The 20,746-nt window shown below is 45.0% G+C and carries 17 protein-coding genes; 14 read left to right on the top strand and 3 right to left on the bottom strand.

Features of this window, described 5'->3' with window-relative positions:
- The first annotated feature begins 18 nt into the window (after positions 1-18).
- Together porV and BFP72_RS16250 are read left to right on the top strand one after the other, a co-directional pair.
- A complete protein-coding gene (gene porV / locus BFP72_RS16255; protein WP_255397239.1) occupies positions 19-1,227 on the top strand; it encodes a type IX secretion system outer membrane channel protein PorV in 1,209 nt (402 codons plus the stop codon).
- Positions 1,227-2,492: a pitrilysin family protein gene (locus BFP72_RS16250; protein WP_099600140.1), complete on the top strand. Its 1,266-nt coding sequence runs from the start codon at positions 1,227-1,229 to the stop codon at positions 2,490-2,492. Before porV ends, BFP72_RS16250 begins: the two co-directional genes overlap by 1 nt.
- A 15-nt stretch (positions 2,493-2,507) precedes the next feature.
- Here BFP72_RS16250 and BFP72_RS16245 read toward each other — a convergent pair whose 3' ends face one another.
- Both BFP72_RS16245 and hemA read right to left on the bottom strand, forming a co-directional pair.
- Positions 2,508-4,589, bottom strand: coding sequence for a WG repeat-containing protein (locus BFP72_RS16245; RefSeq protein WP_143520104.1), 2,082 nt, complete (start codon positions 4,587-4,589; stop codon positions 2,508-2,510).
- A 123-nt stretch (positions 4,590-4,712) separates the two neighbouring features.
- Positions 4,713-5,984, bottom strand: coding sequence for a glutamyl-tRNA reductase (gene hemA / locus BFP72_RS16240; protein ID WP_099600138.1), 1,272 nt, complete (start codon positions 5,982-5,984; stop codon positions 4,713-4,715).
- A 208-nt stretch (positions 5,985-6,192) separates the two neighbouring features.
- Here hemA and guaB point away from each other — a divergent pair, with 208 nt between their 5' ends.
- The 12 genes from guaB to BFP72_RS16180 all read left to right on the top strand — a co-directional run bounded on the left by guaB (position 6,193) and on the right by BFP72_RS16180 (position 18,357).
- Positions 6,193-7,662, top strand: coding sequence for an IMP dehydrogenase (guaB, locus tag BFP72_RS16235; protein WP_099600137.1), 1,470 nt, complete (start codon positions 6,193-6,195; stop codon positions 7,660-7,662).
- A 120-nt stretch (positions 7,663-7,782) separates the two neighbouring features.
- A complete protein-coding gene (locus tag BFP72_RS16230) occupies positions 7,783-9,837 on the top strand; it encodes a GAF domain-containing SpoIIE family protein phosphatase (protein WP_099600136.1) in 2,055 nt (684 codons plus the stop codon).
- A 5-nt stretch (positions 9,838-9,842) separates the two neighbouring features.
- Positions 9,843-10,184, top strand: coding sequence for an STAS domain-containing protein (locus tag BFP72_RS16225; protein ID WP_099600135.1), 342 nt, complete (start codon positions 9,843-9,845; stop codon positions 10,182-10,184).
- Complete coding sequence (locus BFP72_RS16220) at positions 10,184-10,591, top strand: ATP-binding protein (protein ID WP_099600134.1); 408 nt, start codon at positions 10,184-10,186, stop codon at positions 10,589-10,591. The genes BFP72_RS16225 and BFP72_RS16220 overlap by 1 nt, the downstream gene beginning before the upstream one ends.
- A gap of 8 nt (positions 10,592-10,599) precedes the next feature.
- A complete protein-coding gene (locus tag BFP72_RS16215; protein WP_099600133.1) occupies positions 10,600-12,552 on the top strand; it encodes a peptidylprolyl isomerase in 1,953 nt (650 codons plus the stop codon).
- Entirely contained in the window at positions 12,536-13,414 is an 879-nt protein-coding gene (locus tag BFP72_RS16210; RefSeq protein WP_158233440.1) for a peptidyl-prolyl cis-trans isomerase, read from the top strand. The genes BFP72_RS16215 and BFP72_RS16210 overlap by 17 nt, the downstream gene beginning before the upstream one ends.
- The gene (locus tag BFP72_RS16205) at positions 13,395-14,741 is read left to right on the top strand and encodes a peptidylprolyl isomerase (protein ID WP_099600131.1); all 1,347 of its coding nucleotides are present in this window, start codon (positions 13,395-13,397) and stop codon (positions 14,739-14,741) included. The genes BFP72_RS16210 and BFP72_RS16205 overlap by 20 nt, the downstream gene beginning before the upstream one ends.
- Positions 14,742-14,748: 7 nt before the next feature.
- Positions 14,749-15,711, top strand: coding sequence for a MoxR family ATPase (locus tag BFP72_RS16200; protein WP_099600130.1), 963 nt, complete (start codon positions 14,749-14,751; stop codon positions 15,709-15,711).
- A 141-nt stretch (positions 15,712-15,852) separates the two neighbouring features.
- On the top strand, positions 15,853-16,593 hold the full coding sequence (locus BFP72_RS16195; RefSeq protein WP_099600129.1) for an iron-sulfur cluster repair di-iron protein: 741 nt from the start codon (positions 15,853-15,855) through the stop codon (positions 16,591-16,593).
- Complete coding sequence (gene ruvX, locus BFP72_RS16190) at positions 16,593-17,009, top strand: Holliday junction resolvase RuvX (RefSeq protein WP_099600128.1); 417 nt, start codon at positions 16,593-16,595, stop codon at positions 17,007-17,009. Before BFP72_RS16195 ends, ruvX begins: the two co-directional genes overlap by 1 nt.
- A complete protein-coding gene (def, locus tag BFP72_RS16185; protein ID WP_099600127.1) occupies positions 17,006-17,560 on the top strand; it encodes a peptide deformylase in 555 nt (184 codons plus the stop codon). Before ruvX ends, def begins: the two co-directional genes overlap by 4 nt.
- An 8-nt stretch (positions 17,561-17,568) precedes the next feature.
- Positions 17,569-18,357 (top strand): amidohydrolase, encoded by a 789-nt coding sequence (locus tag BFP72_RS16180; RefSeq protein WP_099600126.1) that lies wholly within the window; start codon positions 17,569-17,571, stop codon positions 18,355-18,357.
- Positions 18,358-18,532: 175 nt separating this feature from the next.
- Here BFP72_RS16180 and BFP72_RS16175 read toward each other — a convergent pair whose 3' ends face one another.
- The gene (locus BFP72_RS16175) at positions 18,533-20,659 is read right to left on the bottom strand and encodes a T9SS type A sorting domain-containing protein (protein WP_099600125.1); all 2,127 of its coding nucleotides are present in this window, start codon (positions 20,657-20,659) and stop codon (positions 18,533-18,535) included.
- Positions 20,660-20,746: the final 87 nt, after the last annotated feature.

Here is a 20,746-nt window from a genome sequence, read left to right as displayed (position 1 = left end):
AGGTCAACAACACAAGATATGAATACTAAAGGGATTATAGGGCTGATGGTGATAGCGACCATGATTGTGCAGTCACAGGGATTTGCCCAATCTGGGTTTTTGAATGGTCAGGATCCAGATCGTAGGGTGATTACTACAGCAGTGCCGTTTGTGGCATTTGCACCGGACTCTAGAGCGTCGGGCATGGGAGATGTGGGGGTGGCTACTTCGGCAGATGCCAATAGCGTCCACTGGAACAATGGGAAGCTGGCTTTCATCGAGACCAAATACGGAGGATCGATCTCGTATTCTCCTTGGCTCGCTACCATCACCAACGACATGTCACTAGTTTACTTGTCAGGTTACTATCAAATTGATCGAGTACAGACTATCGGAGTATCGATGCGTTACTTTGACATGGGTAGTATCCAGTTGACGGGAGATTCTGGAGAAATATTGGGAGAAGACAACCCACGAGAGGGTGCTTTGGATGCGACTTATTCTCGTAAGCTGAGTGAGCATTTGGGAATCGGCGTGTCGGCTAGATACATTTGGTCCAATCTCATAGGTAGTGTGTCTGGTGTGAGCCAAAAAGGGCACAGCTTGGCGGTAGATATAGGGACCTACTACAACAAAGATATTCGTCTCGGAGCGACCAATGCCAACTTGGCCTTGGGAGCACATATTTCCAACATCGGTCAGAAGGTAACCTACAGTACGGATGAATTCAAAGATTTTATTCCAATCAATTTGCGTCTGGGTACAGCACTTACTTTGGAGCTTGACCCATTCAATAGCCTGACCTTTGCCTTGGATTTCAACAAATTGCTTGTCCCGACACCTCCGCTCTATGAATATGATGATCAAGGCAACTATGTTTATGAAAATGGAGAAAGAGTGATTGACAAAGGGGATAGGCCTGGCCAAAATTTAATCAAAGGGATGATTGGTTCATTCAGTGATGCACCAGATGGGTTTCCAGAGGAAATGTCTGAGATCATGATTTCTGCTGGGGCAGAATATTGGTACAGAGAGTTGTTCGCTGCACGTGCAGGATACTTCTACGAAGCAGAATCCAAAGGAGGGAGACAGTATTTCACATTAGGGGTTGGTTTTAGATACCAAGTTTTTGGGGTCGATTTTTCTTATTTGATTCCAAGCAAACAGAACAATCCACTGGCAGAGACGATCCGTTTCTCTTTGTTGTTCAATTTTACAAAGCAAGAAAATAAAGAAGACTTGAATTGATGCTGGATAGGACAATTGCCCCTCTTGCAGGGGAGATAGCCTATTCGCCCTTGCAAGAGGTGACCGAGGATAGGACTATCAATGATATTCCATTGTATACGCTAGATGCAGGTGTACAGCCTGTATTCAAACTAGAGCTGCAGCTTCAGTCAGGGATTTGGTATGAGAGCCAGCGTGCGGTGTCTTGGTGCACGGCGAAGATGCTTCTTGAAGGCACTCCTCACAAATCAGGAAGGGAAATTTCGGAATTGTTTGATGCCTTGGGAGCTTTTGTGGAAGTTTCTGCGGGATTCGACGATGTGTCGATTTCTATCTATGGAGTCAACAAGACCTTTGACCAAGTTTTGGATTTGCTGATGGAGATTTTGACTGAGTCGAATTTTCCAGTAGAAGCGATCGAGAGACTGAAGTCCATTCGGATCGATCAACTCAAGGTCAATGACCAAAAGAATGATATGCTGGCATCTAAAAGGATGCGAGAAGCAGTGTTTGGTTTGGATCACCCATATGGGCATGCCTTGCAGGCTCAAGAGATTGAAGCAATTACTCGTGAAATAGTTGTGGACTATTTCGAACAGTCATTGTTCAACCAACCCAAGATTTATCTTTCAGGGCGTATTGACTCAGTAATGTGGCGAAGTGTCCAAGAAAAATTTGGTAGATTAAACGCCTTGCAAAACGATGGGGAGGTGTTTGTGAAGAAGGGTTCTCATGAAGAGCTCTTTGTGGAGAGGGAGGATAGTTTGCAGTCTTCATTGCGTGTGGCGTGGGATATCCCAGCCAAGGGATCGGAGGGGTACTTTGATTATTTACTTGCCAATACCTTTTTGGGTGGATACTTCGGTTCTCGTTTGATGAAAAACATACGCGAAGAAAAGGGCTACACCTATGGGATCAGTTCTTATCCGATTCATTTGAAGCACGCTTCCTTTGCAGTCATTTCGACGGATATCAAGGCCGAGCATACACGGGATACACTAGACGAAATCCGAAGAGAGATAGAGTTGCTAAGGACCAAAGGAGTATCTGAGGATGAAATGAAATCGGTTTCCAATTATATGGCGGGATCGTTTTTGGCTTCTATTAGTACGCCGTTTCAGTTGATGAAGAAGTTTCAGAAGGTGCATGATTTGGGGTTAGATTATGCTTACTACGAGTCTTATTTTGCCGCGCTGCGGGTAGTGACTAGCGAGCAAGTGCAGCACGCTATGGAGCAGTATTTTGATATGAACAAGCCTTTCCTCTCTATTGTAGGAAAGAAATAGTTTTTAGCTGTGCGATTATTCCAAAATCACTTGGCACAAGAAGCGCCCAGGCGATAGCTCTGCGATTTGCTTGTACTTGAGGGGGATTACATACATGCCTCGCTCATTCATCAACCCTTCTTTGCCTCTGCGGCGTACGATGAACAGCCCGTTGTGGGTTTCTGCAATACGGTCGTAGGATGGGCCGAGTATTTTTTGTCCACCTGCATCGAATAGCCCGTACTTTTGTGCTTGTTTCACCACGAAGAGTTGATGAGATGTTCGCCGTATTGCGTCATATTCTATAGCGACTTTGAGTTCCCCTTGGTCGTTGTAGATGCCATAGTGATCTTCTCTCTTGACGATAGACATATGGTTGGAGAAGTGAGAGACACTGTCTAGATTGGGCTGGATAAGAAGTTCTTCTTTGGGAGAGACAAAGCCCCAGTGTCCATTGAGCTTGACAGGAGCCAGCTGCCCCGAAAATACCCCCACACTGTCGTAACGATGAGCAATATGCAGTTCTTGATCAAAATTGATGAAGCCGTATTTGCCATTTTTTTGGATGGACAACATGCCTTCCGAAATGTCTAAAATGTCTTCAAATCGACTGGTGAAAGGAATCAAGTATGAACCGTCTTTGTAGGAGACAGCTATTTCGTTTCCTCTTTTTAGAATGATGAACTTGTCCTGGATCAAGTCCGAAATGTAGTCGTATTCGGGATGAAAGAGGGTTTTTCCTCGGTGATTCACCAAGCCTATTTTGTTGTTTTCTGTGACTTCCAGATACCCCATCGTGTGTGGTGCCAGGGTGTTGTAGGTTTGGAAGAGCGCGGCTCCATTGTTGTTGAGGATGTCGGTGCGACTTCTACTCCTTGTCACGGCAGTGTTGTTGTTTTTGACCCATATCGAATCATAAGACGCTTCGCCTACGACCTCTCCAAATTGATTGATGAGCTGCTGATAGCCGAGGTATTTGACACGAGCGATTTGACCAACGAAGGGAGTCACTTCATCATACTTATAGGTGATTGCTGTGTTGCCACGGTGGTCTAGGTAACCCCAGTAGCCGTTTCGCTGCACCGGGATCAAGTTGTTGCTTTCGGGAAGGATGTCTTCGATGGATTTTTCATTGAGCTGACGTCCAAAATTGTTGTAGATATTCCAAGCATGGTCCGAATATCCAAATAGGTAGTGTGTGTCTACCTTGATGCTATCAAAGCTCATCTGCGAAAAGGAGTGTTCAGAAGGAGAGATGATGTCGGAGCGATTGGGTCTCTGGAGTATGAGGTGCTCCTTGAAGGCACGAACACGTAGTGGTTGACGTCCTTCGTATATGGTTTCGTTTTGACTGTTTTTCACATCCATCCATCCGTTGGTGTATATGGCAATGAACCGATCTCCGATCCACTGTATAGAGTCCGCAGACCAGGTATTCAAGACTTGATCTGTTGTGTCTTTGATCTCATACTGTGCAAATGGGACGTAGTTGTATTTGTCTATGATAGTTTTGTAGAGGGGAGGCAGGATGACTTGGCCTTGAGCATCGAGCAAGCCTTCTTTTCCAGTACGGTAGGTTTTGATGTATTCTTCGTTGAGTAGGGAGAGACTGTCTAGTTCGGGAGGGAGTTTGATGCTGCCATTTCGGTGGATGACACCTGTGTACCCTAGCGTGTCGGTATAGCTGAATAGGTCACGATGCAGATGCTGGATGTGGTGGTACTGTTTGGGGAGGAGTTCTTGGTTGGATTGATTATAGAGTCCATAGTAGCGTTGGTTGTTTCTTTTTTCGGATAAGATGAGGAGGTCGTGATCGACCTCCAAAGATTGATTCTGAAAGTCAATGATAGTTTGACCCTTTGAATTGATCGTGCCATAGAAGAGGAGGTTGGAGAATCGGCCTTTGAGTGAAGCGATAATTAAGCCGCGATGTACGGCGCGAAGGCTGTAATATTTTGCAGCAGTCACTCGCTTGTTGCTGAGAGAAACAAGTCCCCAGAGCTGACCTTGTTGATACCCGATGACATCATCTGTCGAGAGGTCAGAGCCATCGCTCCAGCCTAGTTTGTCGTAGCGTGGAGTGATGAGGATTTTGCCTGATTTGTTCTTGAGGCCCATTTTTCCATTTTCTTGAAAAAAGGTGTAGGGACTCTGTGCATACAGGGTGAGGACTGAGGTTGGAAGAAAACATATCAATAGAGCCAAGACTCTACTTCTTCGTTGGAGTTTCTTCACTAGTTGTTATTTGTCAATTGTCTCTGTTTGCTCTAGGTTGAAGAGATCGTTGAGAACTTCGATGAGTGATTCTGCTTCTCCTCTTTTGCAAGCTGCTTTGAGTTGTAGGACGGGTAGTTTGATGATTTTTTGCATCATGCTTTTGGTGACCTTATCGATCAACTCAGATTCTTCTTCACTGACCTTTTTGAGGTGCCGGGCTATTTCGTTTTTGCGAATGTCTTCGAGGGCATTTTTGAGTTTATTGATCACAGGAGAGACTTCCATTTCTTGCGACCAATTGGCAAACTCAGAAAGGGCTTCTTGTATGATTTGCTGTACCTGTGGGATAGCAGCGAGCCTTTTTTCCAATGCTTTGGATGTTTTTGCCTGGATGTTGTCGATGTTGTAGAGCAGTAGTCCGTTTACCTTTTCGATGTCTTGCTCTATACTACGGGGGACCGATAGATCGAAGAGGTATTTGTGGCTAAGCACACTACGGTCAGCAAACAGCGACTTGGTGATCAGAGGTTCTTCTACATGGACAGAAGAGATGATCACGTCAGCATGACTGACTGCAGTTTGATATTCTCCAAAAGGAATACTTTGATATCCGAGTTCTTGGGCCAGAGCTGATGCCTTGTCTTCGCTGCGGTTGCAAATGAAGACCTCTTTGCTTTGAATTTTCTCTAGATTTCGAGCGACATCTTCTCCGATCTCACCCAGCCCGAGCACGAGGATTTTAGGAGTACCAATGGCTTGTGTGAGTTCGCTGATCAAGTCGACTGTCGCGTAAGAGACAGAGGCCGCCCCGTCTCTGAACGCCGTTTCTTGTACCACTCTTTTGTTGGTGAAGAAAATAGTGTGTAGCAGGCGGTGAATGAAAGGTCCTGCAAGGTTTTCGTCAGCTGACCATTGGTAGGCGTTTTTGACTTGATTGATGATTTGTAAATCACCGACTACTTGTGCTTCGAGACCTAGTGAGACGTTGAATAATTGTAAGACCGCTACATCATGATCCACATAGTTGATGAAATACTCTCGGTATGCACTGGTGTCAGAGATACCTTGTGCCACGCCCATTAATTTGAGAATCGTATCGAATTGATCATGAGCCGATGAGTAGTAAATTTCGGTCCGGTTGCAAGTCGAGATGACGAGTGCTTCAGATATTTCTGCATATTCATCAAGCAGGCGCAAAAATGCCTTGACGGCTTTTTGATCCATGGAGAAGATCTCTCGTACGTGGAGAGGGGTTTCCTTATATGATAATCCTACTGCTTTAAATTGATTGTGCATAGCTCACTAAACTGTTGGCAAAATTAAGGCAAAAAGGTAATTTTCAATGTCCTAGATGTTTCGAGACGTTTATTTATAATCATTACAAATAATTGATCGTTTTAGGACGAAAAATAATTGTCTATACGATAAAATATTGGGAGAAAATTGACGCGATTAGATGTTTACACAATAGTTTTGCACGGCAAATAAAAACACTTATTTGCCCATGCATTTCGACAGTTCTAAACTCGTTTTTGAGGCGCTCACATATGATGATGTGCTTCTTCTCCCAGGATATTCGGAGGTCTTACCAAGAGATACTGATACCAGTACTTATCTGACAAAGAATATCAAATTAAACATTCCTTTGGTTTCTGCAGCGATGGATACTGTCACGGATTCCGCTTTGGCTATTTCGATGGCGTTGGAAGGCGGTATTGGCATCATTCATAAAAACATGACAATTGAGCAACAAGCGGCTCAAGTGCGAAAGGTCAAGCGATCACAGAGTGGTATGATCCTCGATCCAGTGACTCTGCCTGAGTCAGCCACTATTGGGGACGCGTTGGCTTGTATGAAGGAGTATAAAATCGGCGGCATCCCAGTCATCGATAAGGATCGTAGATTGATTGGTATCGTGACCAATCGTGATTTGCGTTTTCAAAAGAATCCAAAACTGAGCGTGAGAGAGGTCATGACCAGTGAGAATGTCATCACGGCCAACGATGGTGTAGGTCTCAAAGGGGCTGAAGCGATTTTGCAAGAGCACAAAATCGAGAAGTTACCCATTGTCAATGACAAAGGAGTGCTGACAGGGTTGATCACATACAAGGATATTTTGAAAAATATCGACAAGCCGATGGCTTGTAAAGATGAGTTTGGTCGATTGAGAGTCGGAGCAGCAGTAGGAGTCACTCCAGACATCGAGCAGCGAGTAGAGAAACTCCTCGAAGCAGGGGTAGATGTCGTGTCTATTGATACGGCGCACGGACACTCCAAAGGAGTGATTGATACGTGCAAGAAAATCAAAGCGAAATTCCCAAATCTAGATGTGATTGTGGGCAATATTGCTACGGCTGAGGCTGCTGTGGCTCTAGCGGATGCAGGGGCTGATGCCATCAAAGTTGGGGTCGGACCAGGGAGTATCTGTACCACGCGAATCATCGCAGGAGTAGGTATGCCACAGTTGTCGGCTGTCTACGAAGCTGCCAAAGCAGTCGAAGGTCGGGGAGTGCCTATCATCGCAGATGGAGGGATTCGATTTTCTGGAGACTTTGTCAAGGCCATCGCTGCAGGAGCCAACTGCATCATGATTGGTTCATTGTTAGGAGGGACCGAAGAGGCGCCAGGTGAAGTGATCATTTACGAAGGACGAAAATTTAAGACATACCGAGGGATGGGATCTGTAGAAGCCATGGAAGACGGTTCGAAAGATCGCTATTTTCAAGATGCCGAGGACGACATCAAAAAGTTGGTTCCAGAAGGGATCGTAGGTCGTGTGCCATACAAGGGTATGGTGGCAGAGGTACTGTATCAGTTGACAGGAGGCTTGAAGGCAGGTATGGGGTACTGTGGAGCAGGCAATATTGAGGCGCTCAAAACTGCTCGTTTTGTCAAAGTCTCTGGAGCAGGAATGGCGGAATCTCACCCGCATGATATTCAAATCACGAGAGAGGCGCCAAACTACTCTCGATAGTTTTTGTCTAGAAAAAACAGAGGCCTTGTCAGATTATTTCTGATGAGGCCTTTCTTATTTTTAGAAGGGAGGCAATTTGACAATTCTTACTAAATTGCCTCAAATTCTTAATAAGCCTGTATGCTATCACAAAAAAGCATCACTAGACTCAGCGTAATTTTCGGATCTGTATTTTGGTCTCTATTGACAATAGTAGACTTGATGACGCTATTTAGCGAGCAGAACCAGATTGAGTTTGGCTTGCCTGGTTTTGTGGCTAACATGCTTTTGGCTTTCTTTATCATTTCTGTACTGACTTTCTATCGCTACAATATTGGCAAAGCGGAAAGCGTCAATTTTGTGGAATTGCTTTGGCGCGTCTTCGTCTTTGGTCTTATTGCGACATTGGTTGTACTTGCTATTGAATTTTTCCTTACTCTATTTGGGACGCACAAGTTTGCCCAAAATGCCCTCATCAATAATTTCTTTTATCACATCATTCTCGGGTTGATTATTGGGTTTTTGATCTCGACGTATGTCGTGTGGAAGAGATTGATTCTCTATCAAAAATCTAAGTCCTTACTTGCGGCATGGCAGATATTCGAGTACTGTTTGATGTCTACTCTTGCTTTCGATTTATTTACACATACGTATCAGGACACCTCTTTCTTGGTGGTGTATGTGATATTGGCTTTGATAGGCATTGTTTTGTCTTTCAATCTCAAGTGGATCGCGTACCTCAATTTCAAGCAGAAATGGAGAAGCTTGCTGTTCATCCTGTTGGTGGTGATTTATACGTGGTACTTCATTCGGACACTCATGTTTTATGCCGAGCACACGTCATTGGTCAGAGACTTGCTAGACAGTGTGTTTGTGTTGTCGGTGATTACCTTCATAGTCGTTTATGCTTTGATTTCCTTTTTGGTAATATTGTTTAATCTTCCGACTACATCAGTGTTTGAGCGCAAGATCAAAGAAGCGGTCAACTTTCAGCGCCTCAGCCAGTCTATCCCCGCAGGTGAGAGTGAAGAGAAAGTCTATGAAATTTTGCTGGATAGTGCGGTCAGTGCTGTGTTTTCAGATGCGGCTTGGCTGACCATCGATGATGAAGAAAATGGTGTCAAGCTGACGCTCACCTACGAACTACAACAAAAGCAAATAGTAGACCTAGAGAAGGCTCTGAAAAAGAGTCGGTTTAAGAAGGTCCTCAACTCTGAATTTGAAAAGAACATAGAGCACCCTAAGTTGTCAGCCAACCTCAAGAATGCCTTGTACAAATCGATTCTCCATTTCCCAGTCATGGTCAAAGGGAGAAAGATAGGAGATCTCGCACTGCTCAAGCAGGTAGATGATGGATTCAATAAAGAGATGATGGACATCATTGATACCTTTGTCAATCAAGCGAGCATTTCGATCGAAAATTTCCGTTTGCTCAATGAGGCCATCGTGACAGAACGCTACAAGGAAGAGCTCGAGATTGCTAATCGGGTACAGAGCAAGCTGATCCCGCAGCAGCTGGAAGCCAACAGTGCGTTTGATATACACGCCTTTACTGTCGCAGCTGACGAAGTGGGGGGCGACTACTATGATTTTTATCAATTGGATGAGCATAGAACGGCCTTGATCATTGGTGACGTATCTGGCAAAGGGACCTCGGCAGCTTTCAATATGGCGCAAATGAAGGGAATCTTTCAGAGTTTGGTACAGCTTGATTTGAACCCGAAGGACTTTCTTATTCATGCCAACAATGCATTGAGCCGCTGTTTGGAGACGACTTCTTTCATTACGGTTTCCTATTTTGTGATTGATAGCCGGACCAAGAGGATCAACTTCGCTCGTGCAGGACATTGCCCTTCGTTGTTTTATCATGCAGAGATCAAGACAGCAGATTATTTCAAAAATAAAGGACTAGGCTTAGGCATATTAAGAAACTCTAATTTTCATAAATACGTACAAGTCAATGATTTCGGGTATGAACAAGACGATGTCTTGGTGCTCTATACGGACGGAGTGACCGAAGCCTGCAATGCCGACAAAGAGCAATTCGGGACTGATCGATTGCTTCATGCTTTGACAAAACATGCCGACCAATCTCCCGCTGCTATCCAGCAGGGTATTATAAACGAACTATACGGATTCTGCGGAAAGCGATCATTGGATGATGATTACACTTTGGTAATCCTGAAATTTTATTAACAGCAATGGTAAATATTGACAAACATATAGACGAGGAAACAGGCCGCTATGAATTGGTCGTGACAGGTGAGGTAGACGCGTCATCTTCTATTCACTTGGACGAAGCACTGCGTGAAGCGATGGAGAGTAGTCAACAGATTTTGGTGGATTTGAAGGGGTTGGATTACATCTCATCTGCAGGCTTAGGTGTATTCATGTCCAATATTCAGAAGATAGAAACCGAATCGATTCGTTTTGTTCTTTACGGGATGAAAGACAAAGTCTTTGAGGTGTTTGAAATATTGGGATTGGATCAGTTGCTCGTGATCAGAAAAGAAAAGGAAGAAGCTTTAGAAGCACTAAAATAATGCGCCAGTTCAAAACATCATGTGCGAGAGAAAAACTCAAGGAAATCCGAGAGTTCGTGGCAGAAGTGCTCAGTGGGATGGGAGTGGAAGAGAAGGAGTCACACAAGATCATCTTGGCGGTAGACGAGGTCTGTGCCAATCTTATCATCCATTCCAACAAGTGCCAAGCTTCTGAGCGACTGGAGCTGTTTGTCGAAGATCATGGAGAGCATGAAGTGTTTTTCGAGATCATCGATTATGGTCAAGGGTTTGAGTATGACAACTACGAAGAGCCAGACCTGGAAGAAATCATCCGTACCCGCAAAAAAGGAGGCTTAGGCATTATGCTGGTTAGAAATATTATGGATAAAGTAGAGTTCAAAATAGAAAAGAATCGCAACATTTGCCGCATGATGAAGAAGTTCTAAATGTAACAATGAAAGTATCCATAGCCTTAATTTTATCCTTTTCCCTATCTCTATTTGATGTCTACGGACAGACTCCGAGCAAACTGCAAAATAAGACTTTGTTCCGTCTTGGAGACCAATCTTATGATTTGGGCACCTTCGAATACTATTTTCTAAAAAATGCTGACCGACCGACTAGTGACAGTGCTGAATTTAAAATCGATGAGTACTTAAATCTATATGTCAATTTTCGGCTCAAGGTGCAGGAAGCCTTGGATCGTGGAATGGACCAAGATCAAGCTTTCGTGCAAGAGCTCGACGGTTACAAGCAGCAGTTGATCGAGCCCTATTTGACATCTAGCCAGCTCAACGAAGGGCTGGTTGAGCAAGCATACGATCGCTTGCATTACGAGGTGTCTGCCTCACACATTTTACTCAAAGTGGAGGAAAATGCACTGCCTGATGATACGTTGCGTGTGTACAACCGCATAGCCGAGATGAAGGTAGATATTGAAGCTGGAGCCGACTTTGGTGAGATGGCTCAGCGGTATTCTGAGGATCCGAGTGCCCAAACCAACAAGGGTTATTTGGGCTATTTTTCTGCCTTGCAGATGGTATATTCTTTTGAGAATGCTGCTTTTGATAACCCGGTAGGGTCCATTGTCGGTCCGATCAAAACACGCTTTGGTTACCATTTATTGAACATTAGTGACAAGAGACCTGCACGAGGGCAAGTACATGTCGCGCATATCATGATTCGGGCACAGCAAGACACTGCATCGATCGAAAGGGCACGTCGAAAAGCCTATTCAGTTTATCAAAATTTGGAAGAGGGTAAGGCCTGGGACGAGCAATGTGCATTGTACTCCGAGGATCAGAGTTCGGCTAAGAATGGTGGGGAGCTGCGCTGGTTTGGTACAGGAGCCTTGGTGCCAGAGTTTGAGGATGCTGCATTTGCCTTGGAGGAGTCGGGAGATATCAGCGAGCCGATTCAGACACGTTTTGGGTGGCATATCATCTTATTGATAGACAAGAAGCCGCTCGGTTCGTTGGAGGAGATGAGAGCTGATTTAGAAAAGCGCATAGCGCGAGACAGTCGTGCACAAGGCACACGCAAAGAAGCTCTAGCAAAACTCAAAAAGGAACATCAGTATGAACCCAATGAAGCACAGAAGGTCAGCGCCTTGGGAGCGGTGGACTCGACGCTTAGTCTCGGCAAGTGGTCGTACGATACGACGAGTTTGGCTTTGCAAGAAGTGCTTTTTACTTTAGATGATCAGTCATATACGAGAGGAGATTGGTTTCACTTTGTGGTGACGAATCAGCGTGCTCGTAAATCCTCTGATCTCGTGGAATATAAAAAGCAGCTGTACGATCGCTTTGAAGAGGAGAGTGTGTTTGATCTTGAGATGCAGTACATAGAGCAGACTAATGTCAACTATCAGCGGATATTGGACGAGTACAGGAGTGGAATCTTGTTGTTCAACCTGATGGAAAAGGAGGTTTGGGCCAAGGCGCTAGAGGATACGGCAGGTCTGCAGCAGTACTACAAAGCGAATCAGGGAAACTACAGCAAAGGAGAGCGCATCAAGGTAAAGAAATATATATCGGAGGATTCGACGGTGATAGCCTCGGTCTGGACAAAACTCGATTACTCAAATTCCGAGTTGGATAGTCTTTTCAATACCCAAGAAGCTTTAGCTTTGCAGATTGAGGAGTTGACAGTAGCTAAAGGAGAGTCTGTTTTTGCCGACGAGCATTGGACCGAGGATGTCTTTGTCCAAAATGAAAAAGGGTATTTTACGCTCTGGGTAGTGGAAGAAGTACTGCCTCAGGGAGTGACTGAACTTGACAAAATCAAAGGGCTAGTGATTTCGGATTATCAAAATGAATTAGAGCAGAAGTGGTTGGATGCCTTGAAAACCAAGTATCCGTATAAATTGAACAAACAAGTATTGAAGAGTTTTGTTAAGACATTCTAGTAGTCATATTTTAATATTGGTTCTCGCCTTGTTGTTTGGGGGCTGTGACAAATGGTACGCGCCGCTCGAGGAAGAGGAGGAAGTGAAGCGTACGCCCATCGCTCGTGTCAATGATATCTACCTGTATCAGGATGATATCGAAGGTTTAGCTCTGAGTGGGATAGAGAGTAGAGACAGTGTGCAAATGGTGGAAAAATATGTCGATTCATGGATTAGGAAACAATTGACTATTTCTCGTGCTTCGACTGAGATTGATTTTGATGAAGCCAATATAGAACGCAAAGTACTCGATTACCGCTATGCGTTGATGGTTCATGAATTTGAGAAGTATTACGTTAACCAGCGTTTGGACAAAGAGATTTCGGAGGAAGAGATCAAGACTTACTACGAAGAGAAGTTTGAGAACTTCGTGTTGCGTCAAAACATCATTCGTTGCTTGTATGCTGTAGTTCCTGCAGAGGCTCCACAGATTGACAACTTTAGGAAACTCATTCGCTCTTACCCTCAGACAGACTTGGAGGAGATCCAGTCGTATTGCTACCGTTTTGCTAAGCAGTCCTCGCTTGAGACGGAGATGTGGTTGAATTTTGATGAGGTGATAGCCGCTACGCCTTTTGCCAATGTACAGGATAAGGTGACTTTTTTGAAGAACAATAGCTACATCGAGAGCTCGGATGAGGAGAATTATTACTTCATTCGCCTGATGGATTATAAAATTTCCAATCAAATATCGCCTTTGGAATACATCCATGATGATATAGAAAGCATTCTAATCAATAAGAAGAAGGTCGAGCTGCGAAGAGAACTGGAGGAGGACCTATTAAAGAAAGGAAAAGAGAATAATGAATTTGAGATATATTAAAGTATGCGTGGTGCTGGTGCTGTGTATGATGGGCTCTACGGCTTGGGCGCAGCAGACTGACAAGGGAGTGGTGATCGACAAGGTCATTGCCAAGGTGGATGATTATATCGTGCTCAAATCTGAGTTAGAGAAGGGGTACATAGAGTTTCTGTCTCGGGGGCAAATGGCCAACGGAGACGTCAAATGCCAGATTCTGGAAAGTCTAGTCATCAATAAGATGATGGTCGCCAAGGCAGAGATAGATTCGGTACAGGTCTTGGATATACAGGTCGAGCAGAACCTAGATCAGAGGATGTCCTATTTCATCCAGCAGATAGGCTCGGAAGAAAAACTCGAAGAGATCTATGGCAAGACTGTGGCGCAGTTTAGAGAGGAGCTGTTTGATCAGATTAAAGAACAAATGATCGTACAGAAAATGGAAGGGCAAATCAGTGCAGATGTGAGTATTACACCTGCAGAGGTCAAGACTTTCTTTTCTAAAATCCCTCAAGATAGTTTACCGTACTTTTCTACAGAAGTGACCGTAGGACATCTTGTCAAGATCCCCGAGCCAAACGACAAGCGAAAAGACGAGGTGCGTTTGGAGCTATTGGATATCAAGGAACGTATCGAAAGTGGGATAGATTTTGGGGTCATGGCAGAGCGTTATTCGATGGATCCTGGGTCCGCCCGACAAGGGGGGGAACTGGGGTTTTTCAATCGTGGAGAGTTGGCACCTGAGTTTGAGGCTGCAGCCTTGAGTATGAAGCCAGGTGAAATTTCAGATCCTGTCGAGACTCAGTTCGGGTTTCACATAATTCAGTTGATCGAGCGACGAGGGAATACCTACAATTCTAGACATATTCTAATCATACCTGCTCCGACGCAGCAGGACATTCAAGACACCAAAGATTTTTTGGACAGTTTGAGGACTTCGGTATTGAGGGATAGTATGCGGTTTGATATCCTAGCTAAGGAATACTCGGATGATAAGCAGACAAGCGGGAATGGAGGCTATTTTAGTGACGCCTCTGGGGCGATGCGTATCTCTGTAGAAGAACTCGACCCTACGATGTTCTTCACCATCGACACGATGAAGGTCGGTGAGATATCGAAACCTTTCGAATACAAGATGCCAGATGGGAAAGGTGCGGTGAGAATAGTATATTACAAGGCAAAAGTGCCACCACATCAAGCCAATTTGTTGGAGGATTATCAAAAGATACGGTCTGCGGCATTGGCCAACAAGCGGAATGGGATCATGTCCAAATGGTTTAAGGGAGCACAAGGAGAAGTGTATATCAACATAGATGAAGAGTACGAGTATTGTCGTATTCTGGTAGATTGACGAATAAATGAGTGAATTCAAAGATGAAGTAGAGGCAGCCAAGGCATTGCACCAAGCGTTTGCGGACCTCAAAGCAGAAATATCCAAAGTGATCGTAGGGCAAGATGAAGTGGTTCGCTTGCTATTGATCTCGATGTTTTGTGAAGGACACTCGCTGCTTGTGGGCGTACCAGGCTTGGCCAAGACACTTTTGGTGAAGACTATTTCTTCTGCGTTACATCTTGATTTCAATCGAATCCAGTTTACGCCAGACTTGATGCCGTCGGACATCTTGGGAGCGGAGACCTTGGACAAGGATCGAAATTTTAAGTTTATCAAAGGACCAATTTTTTCCAATATCGTCTTGGCCGATGAGATCAACCGGACTCCTCCCAAAACCCAGGCAGCTCTACTTGAGTCGATGCAAGAGTATGCCGTCACTGTAGGAGGGAAAAAATGGGAATTGGATAAGCCGTTCTTTGTGTTGGCTACCCAAAACCCAATCGAACAAGAAGGAACTTACCCCTTGCCAGAAGCGCAACTTGACCGGTTTATGTTTATGATCAGCTTGGACTACCCCTCCTACGAGTCAGAACTCAGTATTGTCAAGCAGGGAGGAGCTCCTATACCCGAGATCAAACCTATCCTCGATGCGAAGCAAATCATGGTTTTTCAGGCTTTGATCAGTAAAGTACCTGTGGCTGACAATGTCATCGAATATGCGGTCAATCTTGTACACAAAACACGTCCCAATACTGAGCGTGCGGCAAATGTCACCCAGTCATATTTGGAATGGGGTGCAGGACCTAGAGCCTCACAGTTTTTGATCAAGGGAGCACAATGTCACGCACTCATCAGCGGCAAGTACTCACCAGATATCGAGGATGTCAAAGCGGTAGCTGAGCCAATATTGAAGCACCGCATCATTCGCAATTTCAAAGCCGAGGCTGACGGTATGAGCATGAGCAAAATCATTGCTGAGCTGTTGTGATTTTCTGATAAGCAGGTCTAGATAGCATGAGTATCTCGGGTTAAAGTGTTTTAGTTCATGATTAAAATCATGAACGGCAGGATTTAATTGTGACTGACTTTTCGTTTTTTTATCTTTGATAGAATTAAACCTCAAAAATCCATGCGTTCACAGCAATCCATTGAAAGTCTCATCAACGAAAATTTTGTCTACGCCAAAGTGTTGGACTTTTTTGGTGTGGAGTTTTATGAGTCTCGTCACAAGACACTGACTCAGGTGTGTCAAGAAAACAATATCAAAGTAGAGACTCTTGTGTCTGTTTTGGAAAACAAAGCCAGCGATCAAGCAATTGATTTTTTAGCCCTAAAAAAGTTTCCCGTACGATTGTTGATCGAGTATCTCAAGCATTCGCATCAGGTTTTTATCAAAGAGTCCCTGCCTTTTTTGCTCAAGCTCAGTAGCAAGTTGGAGACTCCCGTTAGTACTGAGTTGCAGCGCGATCTCAAGGTGATCTTACCCATGTTTGTGGAAGATTTTATTCATCATATCTACGAAGAGGAGGATCGCTTTTTTGCTTACGTCTTGGAACTGGACAATTTTGTGAATCAGCGGAAGTATTCATCCAACGTGTTGTCACGACATGAGTCTTTCTCGATTCAGGAGTTTGCGTTGCATCATAGTGATTCGGACGATGAGATGGCAGGGATCCGAGGGATTACCAATAGCTACGATATAGACGCGGTGAAAGAGGTGCAATTGAGGGTTTTGATGCAAGAACTCAAGGCCTTTGATGACAAGCTGGCACAGCATGCGCGGATCGAAAACGATATCTTGTTTCCCAAGGCGTTGGAATTGGAGAAGGCATCCAAAGCACTGTTTCAATCCAAAGTCGCTATGAACTGATGGGGAGAATTTTGGCCATTGACTATGGCAAAAAACGAACGGGATTAGCTGTGACCGATCCGCTACAAATCATCGCCTCTCCACTCGATACGGTCCCTACCCATGAAGCCATTCGGTATTTGCAAAGCTACCATGAGCAAGAAGGGATAGAAATTTTTGTGATCGGTATGCCCAAGGATTTGATGAATAAGGATACAGATAGTACCGCATCTGTGCGGTCTTTTATAAATTTGCTTCAGAAAAAATTTCCTCAACACAAAATTCACCCGATCGATGAGCGCTTTACAAGCAAAATGGCCAAGAGTGCTATGCTCGCAGGTGGGATGAGAAAGAGTGAGAGGAGGAAAAAAGAGAATGTCGACAAATTGAGTGCGACGATTATTTTGCAATCGTTTTTAGAGTCTAATAGTTTATGATTTATCCGATAGTGGTGTATGGTGACCCGGTTTTGAAAAAGGAAGCCGAGGATATCGAAGAGGGAAGTATGGATGTCAAGCAGTTGGTAGCTGACATGTTTGAGACCATGGAAAATGCTAGTGGAATTGGCCTGGCTGCTCCACAGATTGGGAAGTCTGTTCGCTTGTTTGTGGTGGATGGCACAGTGCTCGAGGACGAAGAGGGAATGGAAGGCTTTCGGAAGGCATTTGTCAATCCAGAGATACTATGGGAAGATGGCGAGGAATGGGCTTTCACAGAAGGATGTCTCAGCATACCAGGGATCCGTGAAGAAATCATGAGACCTTCCCGTCTACGCATCAACTACTTGGATGAAAATTTCGTCGAGCACGAAGAAGAATTCGATGGCATGAAAGCTCGAATCATACAGCACGAATACGATCATATCGAAGGCGTATTGTTTACTGATTATTTGACGCCATTCAAAAAGCGTATCCTTAAAGGTAAATTGGCGAATATCAGCAAGGGGAAATGTGATGCGGATTACAAAATCAAACTTCCTAAGAAATAATAATTTAGATGGAGGACCTGACGATTGCCATGCTACAAGCGGACCTATTTTGGGAAAATGTGGATGGGAATCTAGCGATGTTCGAAGAACAGATTTGGAGCATTTCAGAAGAGGTAGATGTTGTTTTGTTGCCTGAGATGTTCAATACCGGCTTTTCTATGCGGCCAAAATTGCTGGCCGAAGTGCCCGGTTTGAAAACGCAGCGATGGATGCTGCAGATGGCTGCACAGCGCCAAGCATTGGTGGGAGGTAGCTATATCGTACAGCAGGGACAGAGGTATTTCAATCGGTTTGTGTTTGCCTTTCCTGAGGGCAAGATACAGTACTACGACAAGCGCCACCTTTTTTCGCTCGCACAAGAAGAGAATTATTTCGCAGCAGGTGAGACTAGACTTATCGTGAATTACAAAGGATGGAAAATCTGCCCCCTCATTTGTTACGACCTTCGTTTTCCGGTATGGTCGAGAAACCAAACTCGTGAGGGACAATGCGACTATGACCTCTTGCTCTATGTCGCCAATTGGCCCGAAACACGTATTCAAGCTTGGGACACACTGCTCCAAGCTCGTGCCATCGAAAACCAAGCATACGTCGCAGGTGTCAATCGTATAGGAAGAGACGGCAATGATCACTCCTATGTAGGGCATAGTGCGGTTTATGATTATGCAGGAGACTGTATGCAAGGGCTGGTAGAAGAGGTAGGGGTGATTGTACAGACGATTAGTCAAAGCCCGTTGCTGCAATACCGGGAACGGTTTGCTTTTTTGCAAGATGGTGATGACTTTGTCATAAATTAAGCCGCTAGGGCAGGGCGCCAATGCAACGACCCTTTTTTGCTAGAGAGACGCTTGATGTCTGCATCCAAACATTGGTTTGTTATCCGTTGGTCGGGAGATACTCGAACATGTCGGTAAGCTTAATGGGCGTGACCTAGGGGAAACTTGTCAATGGCCTAGCCGAAACCTCAATACATTACTTTAGGATCAGCTTTTGAGAGGTGCTACGCTTGCCGTCGCGGATGTAGGCGATGTAGAGCCCTGGCTGGATATTGGATAGGTCGATTGTGGTGCTTTCCTCTCCTTCCAAAACCACTCCATCCAAGAGCGTTTCGCCCCACAGCGTCAAGAGTTGTAATTCGACTTGGAGATTGGAGCGGAAGCTGACCTGTCGATCGGGTTGTGAAGGGTTTGGATAGACGGTGAGTTCTAGTTTTTCTGGAGAGAGAATGCTACTCTCAAAGAGCCATAGCCCCCCTTGGATCGTACCGAAACTGATTAGCTTTATTCCTTGGTCTTGTCCTAGAGCAGGCTTGGAGTAGCGTCCTAGTCGACTTGTATGACGTGCTTCGTCTCCTTCGTATTGGATCAGTTTGTTTCGGTAGTTTGATTGATTTTCGGGGAACCCAAAATAGATTTTGACCTGTCCAGAGCGGTCCGTGAGGATGAGATCATCTGACCCATCTGTGTCTATGTCACCAATGGCAAGGGCGAGGTTGCCAGGGCCAGTTTCTTGTAGGATGTTGCCTTCAGTGAAGTCGAACGTGAGGTTGCCGTTGTTTCGGAAGTAGTCCAACTCTCCATAAGTGCGACCAATCAGCGCATCGATTTGCCCATCTTGGTCATAGTCATAGAAGTAGATGTCGTCCCCATTGTTGTATGAGAGCGTGAGTGGTGTCAGGTCGTCAGGATTGTATTTGAGACCAGCGTCTGGACTGGTGTTGGGGATGTATTGTATCTGGTTGCGATAGGAGGCATCCACTGAGCTAAATACCAAATCGAGCTTTCCGTCTTGCGTCAAATCTACAAATTGTGGCTTGATATTCTGATGACTGAGTTGGGATAGCCCAAAGGCATCGTTGCTCATGTATTGGAGAGAGCCATCCGCTTGTCGCGCGTAGTAGGAGAGACTGCTGACATAGCCGTCGGGTAGGTGAGAAGCACTGTTGCCCAAAATCAAATCGTCGCGGTTGTCTCCATCTACGTCTACCCAGGCGGGGTACGCCCAGTCTCCAACGTCAATCATGCCATGCTGTAAGAAGGTCTGTGCACTAGGGAAGGCATTGCTGCCTTGGTTGGGGTACACCCAGCTCGATGCTTGCATGTTGTTGCTGCCTTGGGTATTGTCCCGGACGTTGGGAGCTACGATCAGGTCGTCTTGTCCGTCAAAGGTGACATCCATGTAGTAGGCTGCTGGGAAGATGATATAATCCACGGGTTGACTCAGGCTGGGAAAGTCTGTACGGTAGTTGTCAAAGTCAGCAGTTGTGGCCGAGCCAATATTTTGGAGGTAGTTGAGTTGATTACAATCTTCTTCGCTGATGAGTAGATCCATGCGGCCATCCAGATTTTGATCGAGAGCGAGGAGAGCCTTGCCAGCGAGGTGTTTGAGGCGCCCAGCAGTCGTTTTGCAGTCCGTATCAAACACATAGTCTGAGCACTCGCAGACGTGAATACCACCGTAACTGTCAGCACTTTTGATATATGTCAAGTCACACAAACCCTGGTTGTCATAGGAGAGGTTTTGGTGATGCTCGATGGTGATACCTGTAGCAAAATCGAAAACCAGTATATCCAAGTCTCCGTCTCCATCCAAGTCTTCGATCACAGGGATGTCGGTGGAATTGAGGAAGATGTTGATGGGATTGGTGGTCTGGTTGGTGAGTAGCGGATTGGCGATCATCTCCCATGCCAAGCCCTCATCTGTGCCAACGTTTTGATAGACTTGTATGCCCAATTGAGCAGAGGCAAATAGGTCTTGGTCACCATCACAGTCATAGTCCTTGAGAACGATCCAGTTTTGAATCCCCTCTGGGAAAAGGGAGGCAAAGGCGGGATTGTAAAAGTATTGTTGGTCCCGGTTTTCAAAGCAATTGAATTTGTCCGAAGACCGATCAAATATGACCAAGTCTAGGTCTCCGTCTTGATCCATGTCCAAGGGGTAATATTGACCACTATTTAGCCCTCCTGCAAAGGGATGGGATAGGGGATTGTCTTGGTGTATGACGGGGATAGTAGTGGGGGTGAGGACGATCTGTCCTACAAGTGTTGATTGTGGGAGTATGGTGCCTAGGAATAGGAATATTTTTAGAACCCTTTTCATAATTGTAATTGTACCACCTAGTATAAGGCAATACTTTGGATTATTTATTGAATGCCGATTAAATATATTTGTAGATTACGAGAGCAA

It is taken from the genome of Reichenbachiella sp. 5M10, assembly GCF_002742335.1.
Classification (GTDB): domain Bacteria; phylum Bacteroidota; class Bacteroidia; order Cytophagales; family Cyclobacteriaceae; genus Reichenbachiella.
This window is presented reverse-complemented; position numbering and strand designations above follow the sequence as displayed.